This window comes from Amycolatopsis sp. CA-128772 (assembly GCF_002904295.1).
Lineage (GTDB): Bacteria > Actinomycetota > Actinomycetes > Mycobacteriales > Pseudonocardiaceae > Amycolatopsis.
Genome location: NZ_PPHG01000035.1, coordinates 1 through 9,593, shown reverse-complemented (window position 1 = coordinate 9,593; position 9,593 = coordinate 1). Strand labels below are relative to the sequence as shown.

General features: G+C 74.1%; 8 protein-coding genes. 4 read left to right on the top strand and 4 right to left on the bottom strand.

Features of this window, described 5'->3' with window-relative positions; genetic code table 11:
- Positions 1 to 126 precede the first annotated feature (126 nt).
- The gene (locus C2L59_RS15590; protein WP_103350228.1) at positions 127 to 357 is read right to left on the bottom strand and encodes a hypothetical protein; all 231 of its coding nucleotides are present in this window, start codon (positions 355 to 357) and stop codon (positions 127 to 129) included.
- A 170-nt stretch (positions 358 to 527) separates the two neighbouring features.
- Here C2L59_RS15590 and C2L59_RS15585 point away from each other — a divergent pair, with 170 nt between their 5' ends.
- The gene (locus C2L59_RS15585) at positions 528 to 1,247 is read left to right on the top strand and encodes a FadR/GntR family transcriptional regulator (protein WP_199199088.1); all 720 of its coding nucleotides are present in this window, start codon (positions 528 to 530) and stop codon (positions 1,245 to 1,247) included.
- 66 nt (positions 1,248 to 1,313) lie between these two features.
- The gene (locus C2L59_RS15580; RefSeq protein ID WP_103350227.1) at positions 1,314 to 3,152 is read left to right on the top strand and encodes a transglycosylase domain-containing protein; all 1,839 of its coding nucleotides are present in this window, start codon (positions 1,314 to 1,316) and stop codon (positions 3,150 to 3,152) included.
- A gap of 1 nt (position 3,153) precedes the next feature.
- Here the strand turns inward: C2L59_RS15580 and C2L59_RS15575 are convergent, their stop codons facing one another.
- A complete protein-coding gene (locus tag C2L59_RS15575) occupies positions 3,154 to 3,810 on the bottom strand; it encodes an O-methyltransferase (protein ID WP_103350226.1) in 657 nt (218 codons plus the stop codon).
- Positions 3,811 to 3,881: 71 nt separating this feature from the next.
- Here C2L59_RS15575 and C2L59_RS15570 point away from each other — a divergent pair, with 71 nt between their 5' ends.
- Positions 3,882 to 5,204, top strand: a complete 1,323-nt coding sequence (locus C2L59_RS15570; protein ID WP_103350225.1) for a PLP-dependent aminotransferase family protein — start codon at positions 3,882 to 3,884, stop codon at positions 5,202 to 5,204.
- Between the two features lie 95 nt (positions 5,205 to 5,299).
- On the top strand, positions 5,300 to 6,433 hold the full coding sequence (locus C2L59_RS15565) for an NAD(P)/FAD-dependent oxidoreductase (protein WP_103350224.1): 1,134 nt from the start codon (positions 5,300 to 5,302) through the stop codon (positions 6,431 to 6,433).
- Between the two features lie 2 nt (positions 6,434 to 6,435).
- Here C2L59_RS15565 and C2L59_RS15560 read toward each other — a convergent pair whose 3' ends face one another.
- Positions 6,436 to 8,214 (bottom strand): hypothetical protein, encoded by a 1,779-nt coding sequence (locus C2L59_RS15560; protein ID WP_103350223.1) that lies wholly within the window; start codon positions 8,212 to 8,214, stop codon positions 6,436 to 6,438.
- 322 nt (positions 8,215 to 8,536) lie between these two features.
- The coding region (locus C2L59_RS15555) for an SDR family NAD(P)-dependent oxidoreductase (protein WP_146060391.1) at positions 8,537 to 9,593 on the bottom strand (1,057 nt) is incomplete at its 5' end.

Genomic DNA, 9,593 nt, shown 5'->3' with positions numbered 1-9,593 from the left:
CGGTGCTCGCGGTGGCCGGCCGGCGACGGTGCTCGCGGTGGCCGGCCGGCGGCGGTGCTCGCGGTGGCCGGCCGGTGGGCGCTGGTGGCCGATGGGGACCGCCCAGCCGGGGGCCGATCGGCGGGCTCAGCCCTGCCGGTCCTCCGGCTCGGCCGCCAGCCTCAAGCCGACCTCGACCAGGGTCCAGCCCAGCTGTTGTCTCTTCGTTCCCGTTCGGCGTCTCGGCGTTGCCCGGCCCGGGGGGCGGTTGCGCACGCCGTGGCGCAGCTCGCCCTCTCGTTCGTGGACCAGATCCTCGGCCATCAGGAAGTGCACCGGATCGCCCCCTGCGTCGATGTTCGGTGTCGGTGACCCCATCGTCGCCGACCGTGCCCGTCCCGTTCCACCGGTTTTCCGGACTGCGAACACAGTGTGACGACCGGACCGTCCACTGGCCACTCCGAGGATGCGGAAAGTACCCTGGTGAACACTGACCGTCGCGGTGTCCGGTCGCAGGGCGCGCCCGGACCGCGGCCTAGACTCGCGGGATGGAGTCGACCTCGGTGGTGAATGCCGGCGAAGCGCTGTTCCGGCCGGTCCGCGCGGGCAACGCCTTCGAGGAAACCGTCGAGCGGCTGCTGCAGGCCATCCGGCTGGGCGTCGTCGGCGCCGGCGAGCGGCTGCCCTCCGAACGCGAGCTCGCCGAACGGCTCGGCGTCAGCCGCGTCACGCTGCGCGAGGCCATCCGGGCGCTCTCCGACGCCGGTTACGTCGAGTCACGCCGGGGCCGCTACGGCGGCACGTTCGTGAACGAAAGCCTGCCCGGGCCGCCCGAGCCCGACGGCAAGGTCGACGCCGTCACGCTGGAAGACTCGCTGAGCCTCCGGTACGTCCTCGAAACCGGCGCCGCGGAGATGGCCGCCGCCCGGTCGCTGAGCCCCGCCGACCGGCAGCACCTCACCGGCACGCTCGCCGAGGCCGCCGGCGCCGAGCTCGGCGACTACCGCCGCAAGGACTCCCGGCTGCACCTGGCCATCGCCGAGGTGACCGCGTCCGGCTCGCTGACCACGGCGATGGCCGACGCCCGCACCCGCGTCAACCAGCTGCTCGACCGGATCCCGCTGCTGCCGCCCAACCTCGAGCATTCGAACGCCCAGCACGAAGCCATCGTCGACGCCATCCTCGCCGGCGACGCGCCCGCCGCGCGGCAGGCGATGGCCGAGCACATCGAGGGCACCGCCTCCCTGCTGCGCGCGTTCCTCTCCTGACGCTTCTTCACAGGATTCGAACAATTCGCGGCAGAACCTTTTCCCCCATCCGGCCGTCATCCTTTCGTGACCTTGGCGACCGAGGAAGACCAGAAACCCGGCAAACCGAAGTGGCGCCGCGCCCGGCGGATCGCCGGCTGGACGTTCGGCGTGGTCGTCGGCGGCCCGCTGATCGCCTTCTGGGTCTGCTACCTCGTGCTCGACGTCCGCAGCCCCCAGGAGGTCCTGGCCGGGCTCGGCAAGACTGTCGTCCTGCAGTACTCGGACGGGTCCGAGCTGCTCAAGGTAGTTCCCGCCGAGGGCGACCGGACGTTCGTGCCCTACGCGCAAGTGCCCGCGAAACTGCGTGACGCGATCATCGCCACCGAAGACCCCACCTTCTGGGACAACCAGGGCTTCGACCCGACCGGCATCGGCCGCGCGTTCCTCACCGGCGTCGGCGGCGGGTCCGGGATCACCCAGCAGTACATCAAGAAGTCCACCGGCGACGAAGACGCCACCCTCGGGCGCAAGTTCGCCGAGCTCGTGCTGGCCACGAAGATCACCCAGGAGCAGGGCAAGGAACAGATCTTCGAGAGCTACGTCAACATCATCTCCTTCGGTCGCGGCACGTTCGGGCCCGCCGCGGCGATGAACGCCTACTTCGGCAAGAAGCTCGACGACTCGATCACCTGGAGCGAAGCCGCCTTCCTCGCCGGGATGATCCAGTCGCCGTCGGTGCACGACCCCGCCGCCTCCGGCGAGATCCACGCCTCGCGGCGCTGGGCGTACGTGCGCGACAAGCTCGTGAGCCGCGGGTACGTGCGAAGCGACGAACCGATGACCTACCCCGGCGCCGAGGTCCAGCCGCCGTCGGAGACACGCGCGGGCCGCCTCACCTACGACGAGTTCCACGTCAAGCAGCAGGTCCTGGCCGAGCTGGAGCAGGACGGCTTCCCGCTCGGCCGGCTCCAGCAGGACACCATGACCGTCGTGACGACGCTGGACCGCGGCCTGCAGGACGCCGCGAAGAAGGCGTTGCGGGACAGGCTGGCCGGCGAGCCGCCGGAGCTCCGCGGCGCCGTCGTCGCGGTCGACCCGAAGACCGGGGCCGTGCGCGCCTACCAGGGCGGTGACCAGGGCGTGCGCGACTACGCGAGCACCCCGCACGCGCTCGGCACGGCGTTCCACCCGTTCACCTTCGCCGCGGCACTGGGCCACGGCTTCGGCCCGGACCAGCCGATCCCGGCGTTCTCGAAGGTCGATTTCCTCGGCGAGACCTTCCAGTACCCGGAAGTCTGCGGCAAGAAGTGCACCCCGCGCCGGGCGGTGGAAACGCACGCCGACGGCACCCTTGTCGCGCTGGCGAAGAAGGTCGGCCCGGAGGCGGTGAGCGAAGCCGCCCGGCAGGCCGGCATCCCAGACGCCGTGGACGGCGTCCCGACCCTGCGCGAGAAGGACGGCTTCCTCATCGGCCCGGGCATCGCGATCGGCCGGTACCCGCTGCGGCCGCTCGACGTCGCCGGCGCCTACGGAACCTTCGCCGCCGACGGCCGGCGCGCCACCCCGCACCTGGTGGCGATGGTGCGCGACGAAACCGGCGCGGTCGTCTGGGCGCACCCGGAGACTTCCAGCCCGGCGTTCGGCGACGCCGAGGCGAGCCGCCGCATCGCCGGCGAGGTCACCGCGGCCCTGCGCCCCGGCGGCGCCCCGGCGGCGCTGCGCACCGGCGAGGCCGAGCACGGCACCAGCCCGGACTACCAGGACGCCTGGGCCGTCGGCTACACCCCGCAGCTGGCGACGGCGGTCTGGATCGGCTCCGACGACGAGCGGCGGCTCAAGGACGCGGCCGGCCGGAAGCTGACCGGCGACGTCGTCCCGGCCGACGTCTGGCGCGCGTTCACCGCGGCCGCGCGGCCGCGGTGACTCAGCGGACCAGGGCCAGCACGAACCCGTCGTACCCCTTGCCGCCGACGGTCTGGACGGCGGTCGCGTCGATCCGGCCCTCGGCGGCCAGCAGGTCGAACAGCTCCCGCGCCCCGCGGACGTTCGGGTCGGCGTCGGCCGGGTCGGCCACCCGGCCCCGCCGGACGACGTTGTCGACGACGATCGCGGTGCCCGGCCGGGACAGCTCCAGCGTGGCGCGCACGTAGTTCGCCAGGTTGACCTTGTCGGCGTCGATGAACACGAAGTCGAACGGCCCGGACAGCGACGGCAGCGTGTCGAGCGCGGCACCGACCCGGATGTCGACGACGTCTTCGCCGAACCCGGCCCGCGCCAGGTTGGCCTTCGCGACTTCGGCGTGCTTCGGCTCGTATTCGCACGTCACGAGCTTGCCGCCGGCCGGCAGCGCGCGGGCGAGCCAGATCGTGCTGTACCCGCCGAGCGTGCCGATCTCCAGGATCGTGCGCGCCCCGGCGAGCCGGGCCAGCAGGTGCAGCAGCTTGCCCTGGTTGGGCGCGACGGCGATGTGCGGCAGCCCGGCGGCGTCCGCGTCGGCCAGCGCGGTCTCGAGCACCGGGTCGGGGGCGAGCAGCGCGCCGGCGAGGTAGTCGTCGACTTCGGTCCAGATCGGGTCGGTCATGGCACCTCCGGTCCCAATCTAGTCCGGATGGGATCATGTCCGCCGGGGCAGTTTCCGGCGGGAGGCAGGGCATGGACGACTACCGCGTCGTCGCGGACGCCATCGCCGCCGACATCGAGGCCGGCCGGCTGCGCCCCGGCGACCGGCTGCCGCCCCAGCGCCGGTTCGCGCGGCAGCGCGGCATCGCCGGCTCCACCGCCGCCCGCGTCTACGGCGAGCTCGTGCGGCGCGGCCTGGCCGTCGGCGAGGTCGGCCGCGGCACGTTCGTCCGCGCGGCGAAGCCGCCGCCCGAACCCGCGCTCGCCGAGCCCGGCGAGGCCCGCATCGACCTCGAGCTCAACTTCGCCGTCCTGCCGGGCGAGTCCGCGCGGCTGGCCCGCGCGCTGGAACCGTTGCTGCGCGAGGACGTCCTGACCGCGGTCCTGCACCCGATCGGCGCCGCCGGCACCCGCGGCGCCCGGGAGGCGGCCGCCGCCCTGCTCACCCGCGGCGACTGGCGGCCGGACCCGGCGACGGTGCTGTTCACCGGCTCCGGCCGGCAGGCCCTCGCGGCGGCGATCGCCGCGTTCGTGCCGGTGGGGGAGCGGCTCGCGGTGGAGTCACTGACCTACCCGGTGGTGAAGGGCCTTGCCGCCCGGCTCGGCGTGCAGCTCGTGCCGATCGACACCGACGAGGACGGCCTCGTGCCGGCGGCGCTGGCCGCGGCCGGGCCGGTGCGCGCGCTCTACGTCCAGCCGACCCTGCACAACCCGCTCGGCACGACGATGCCGGTGCGGCGCCGGGAAGAGCTGGCCGCCGTCGTCGCCCGGCTCGACCTGCCGGTGATCGAGGACGGCATCTACACGTTCCTGCGCGACGACGTCCGGCCGTTCGCCGCCTTCGCGCCGGAGCGGACGGTCTTCGTCGACAGCCTCTCGAAACGGGTCGCCCCCGGGCTGACCGCGGGCTTCCTGGTGACGCCGCCGCCGTGGACCGCGCGGCTGGCGTCCTCGGTGCGGTCGGGTGGCTGGGCGGCGTCCCGCTTCGCCGTCGAAGCGGCGACGCGGTGGATCGTGACGGGCACCCTCGCCGAAGTCGAGGCGGCCAAACGCCGGGACGCCGCCGCGCGGGCGTCGGTGGCCGAGGCGAAGCTGCCGGGGCTGCGCGGCGACCCGGCGTCCTACCACCGCTGGTGGGAGCTGCCGGAGCGGTGGCGGGCGGAGCTGTTCGTCGCGGCCGCGGCGCGCCGCGGGATCGCGCTGTCCCCGGCGGCGGCGTTCGCGGTGCTGCCCGGCCACGCGCCGAACGCGGTGCGGCTCGCGGTGTCGGCCCCGCCGGTGGAAACCCTGGCCGCGGCGCTGGACGTCCTGGCGGAGCTGGCGAGCGGGAGCCCGGACGACCTGGTGACCGACTGACAGCGCCTGCCAGGGGCGTGCCGGCTGCGTGTGCGGTTCGCGCCAGCCACCGTCGCCAGTCTTCGGGTGTCGCACCGAAATCAGAAGGAGCACCCATGCACGTCACGATCATCGGCGCCGGCCTCGGCGGCCTGACCCTCGCCCGCGTCCTGCACGTCCACGGCATCCCGGCCGAGGTCCACGAGGCCGAAGCGTCCCCGGACGCGCGGATGCAGGGCGGGATGCTCGACATCCACGACTACAACGGGCAGCTCGCGGTGGAAGCGGCCGGGCTGGTGGACGAGTTCCGCGCCCTGGTCCTGGAGGGCCGCCAGGCGATGCGGATCCTCGACCGCAACGGCACCCTGCTGTTCGAAAAGACCGACGACGGCACCGGTGGCCGCCCGGAGGTCATGCGGGCCGATCTACGGCAGCTGCTGCTCGACGCGCTCCCGCCCGGCACTGTCCACTGGGGACACAAGGCGACCGGGGCGCGCACGCTGGCCGACGGGCGCCACGAGGTCACCTTCGCCGACGGGAGCACCGTCGTCACGGACCTCCTGGTCGGTGCCGACGGGGCCTGGTCGAAGGTCCGGCCGCTGCTCACCGGCGCCGTGCCCGAGTACACCGGCGAAGCGTTCGTCGAGACCTACCTCCACGACGCCGACACCCGCCACCCCGCCACCGCGAGAGCGGTCGGCGGCGGCTCGATGGCCGCCAACGGCGCAACGCCGGGCGAGCAGCTCAACGCGCACCGGGAACGTGGCGACACCCTGCACGCGTATGTGGTGCTCGCCCGCCCGCTCGGCTGGTTCGCCGCCATCGACTTCACCGACCCCGTCGCGGCCGCGGCGCGGATCGCGGCGGAGTTCGATGGCTGGGCCCCGGAGCTCACCGCGCTGATCACCGAGGCCGGCACCGACCCGGTCCTGCGGCCGCACCACACCCTGCCGGTCGGCCTGCGCTGGGACCGCGTGCTGGGCGCGACCCTCGTCGGCGACGCCGCCCACCTCACCGCGCCGAACGGCGAAGGCGCGAACCTGGCCATGCTCGACGGCGCCGAACTCGGCCAGGCCCTCGCCGCGCACCCCGGCGACGTCGAAGCCGCGCTCGCCGAGTACGAGGAAGCCATGTTCACCCGCAGCGCGAACCCGGTCGACGAGGCCGTGCTCCTGGAGAGCCTGTTCGGCGACGGCGAGGTCCCGCGCGAGCTGTTCGACCTGATGCACGGCGGCGAGCAGGCGTCCTGACGTCAGGGCGCGTACTTGCCCACGAAGCTGCCGCAGGTCACGACGCGGCCCGTGAGCCGGGCCTGGAGCGCCGTCTCCAGCCCGAGGTAGGTGAACACCGGCGTGTCGGCGGGCACCTCCGCCGGCACCGGACCGCCGGTGGCCAGCAGCCGGCTCGGCACCGTCTGGAACAGCACGAGGTAGCCGCCTTCGCGGTTGAGCACGTCGGTCGTCGCGAGCATCCGCTGCGGCGCGTCGCCGACGATCTCCAGCGGCAGCGGCCACTCCAGCGGGAACGGGTTGCGCAGGCCGAAGGCCGGGTAGGCGAACGCGTTGTCCGGCAGGACCGCCGTCCGCCGGGCCGGGAAGCGGTCCACGCAGTCGCGGATCTGCTGCACGTACCGGAACGTCGACGGGTTCGTGCGGATGCCGGACATGGCCGGGCTGACGGCGCCGAGGTCCTCGGTCAGCCGGTCGTGCCCGAGGTCGAGGTAGGCCGCCTGGTCGTGCCGCGCGACGACGACCCAGCCGCACACCGCCACCGCGGTCAGCCCGGCCGTCGCGGTCACCCAGCGCCGGGCGAGCCGGGGCCGCGGCGGGACCAGGTGGCTCAGCAGCAGCAACGCCGCCCACGCCAGCGTGCCGGTGAGCAGCGTCGGGGTGTCGTTGCCCCAGGACAGGCTGGTCATGAACCCGGTGGCGAGCACGAGCAGCCCCGCCCACGGCACCTTCCGGCGGACGGCCGCGTTCACCGGCACGCTGACCGCGACGATCCACCACAGGACGTCGGCCCAGCGCGAGGAGCCGGTGAACCGGCCGTCCACGACGGTCCAGACCACCGCCGCGGCGCCGGCCAGCACCAGCACCCAGGACGCCGCCCGCCCGGCCGCGCCGAGCCGGTCGCCGGGCAGCCGGACGGCCAGCAGCACCACGGCGATCGCGGCGAAGAAGCTCAGCTCCCGCACCGGTGCCCTGGTCAGCACCTCCGGGTCGTCCAGCCACAGCCCGAGCAGCCGCTCGCCGTACGCGGGGACGCCGCCGGTGAGCTGCTCGACCATCTCCGTGAAGCCGCCGCCGAGGCTCACCCACGCCACGTACGCCAGCCCGGGCGCGCCGAGCGCGAGGAGGTCGAGGACCAGCCGGACCGCGCGGCGCGTGCCCGTCCGGGTGGCCGGGTGCAGCACCAGCCACAGCACGCCGATCACCGCGGCGAGGGCGAAGCTCTGCTTGACGAACACCGCGCAGCCGAGCAGCACCAGCCCGCCGCGGCGGGCGAACGCGCGGCCGCTGGTCAGGCCGGCGTCCAGCGCCCACGCACCGCACGCGGTGAGCGTGATGCCGTCGACGGTGTGCCAGGCCATCAGCGGGAAGGCGTTGAGGTTGATCAGCGACGCGGCCGCGACCATCGCCGTCATGCCCGGGCCCCATTCGCGCACCCGGCGCCGCGTGACCAGCGTGGCGAACGCGATCGTCGCCACGATGATCTCGATCATGGACAGGAAGCTGGACCCGAAGAACAGCGGCATCGGCAGGGCGTAGTCGGCGACGTGCAGCACCGCGGACCCGAGCGGGCGGGCGGAGATGATCTCGGCGTGCGGGACTTCGCCGTGCAGCACGCGCCACGCCTGGGCGAGGATGAAGCCCTGGTCGGAGGGGTGGAAGCCGAAGCGGCCGACGCGGATCTCGGTGACCAGCGCGAGCAGCAGCACCCAGGCGGCGTGCACGCTCCAGCGCAGCAGCGGCCGGGTGGTCTTCCGGGGTTCCGGCGTCGTGGCGGCGCGCGCAGGACTCGCCACGTCCACGCCCCGCCCGCCTTCCGCTCCCGACCGCCCGGGAAGCGATGGTAGCGGCCGGTCTCGCCGGCCCCGCCCGCCGGATGTCCGTGACGGCCGCCGCCGGGGACTCGGCGTCCCCGGCGGCGGCCTTTCACGGACGGACGATCACCCGCGGGTGCGCCTCGCCGTGCCGATCGCGGCCGTCTGGTCGCTCACGGCGCATCGTTCCCCAGTGCTGTTCTCCGGCATTCCGTACTCCCCAGTCGAAGCCCGCCCGGATGGGCGGGACTCGCGCGAGGGTAGAAGTACCGTCGCGCGCGTGCCACCGTTTCGGCGGAATTCGCGGAAATCAGGCACGACGGCGCCAGATCAGGCGGGTCACCGTCGCCGCGACGGACGCCGGCGCGGACCGGCGGGGCAGGGCGTGTGCCTCGGGCGCGGACTCCGGCATCGCCCGGTAGGCCAGGTGCGCGGCGAACCGGGCCAGCCGCGGCGCGGCGAGCGTCGCCAGTTCGGCCGCGCGGCCTTCGGGAAGGCTGAGGACCTCCGGCCGGTCCTCCAGGGCCTTCACCACCAGCGCCGCCGCGCGTTCCGGGCTGCTGGACGGGATGCCGCGGTAGCCGGTCGGCGCGATCATCGGCGTCCGCACCAGCGGCATCCGCACCGACGTGAACGTGACGCCGTCCGAGAGCGTCTCGCGCCCGGCCGTCAGCCCGAACTTCTCCAGTGCCGCCTTCGACGCCAGGTAGGCCGAGAAGCGCGGGGTGTCGGTCTGCAGGCCCTGGGTCGTGACGTTGACGACGTGCCCGAACCGGCGCGCGGCCATCGACGGCAGGAACCCGAGGATCAGCCGCACCGGGCCGAAGTAGTTGATCGCCATCGTGCGTTCGAAGTCGTGGAACCGTTGCGTGGACAGCGAAACCGAGCGCCGGATCGACCGGCCGGCGTTGTTCACCAGCATGTCCACCGCGCCGTGGTCGCCGAGCACCTCCTTGACCAGCGCGTCGACCGCGTCGCCGTCGGTGAGGTCGCACGGGTACGCCGCCGCGGTGCCGCCGGCCGCGAGGATCTCCTCGCGCACCTCTTCGAGCTCGGAAGCGCGGCGGGCCACCAGGATCACCTTCGCGCCCTTGGCCGCCACGGCCAGCGCGGACGCCCGGCCGATCCCGGACGACGCGCCGGTGATCAGCACCGTGCGCCCGGCCAGGCCCCGTCCGCGGCGCGCGCGGTCCGGGTCGAGGTGTGCCTGCCAGTACCGGTACAGCGGGGCCGCGTAGTCGCGCAGCTCGGGCAGTTCGATGCCGCTGCCGGACAACGCCGTCGTGGTGCGGGCGGTGTCGAAGACGACGTCCATGGTCAGGTGCGGCAGCACGGCCAGGGGCACGCCCAGCTCCTCCAGCACGGCC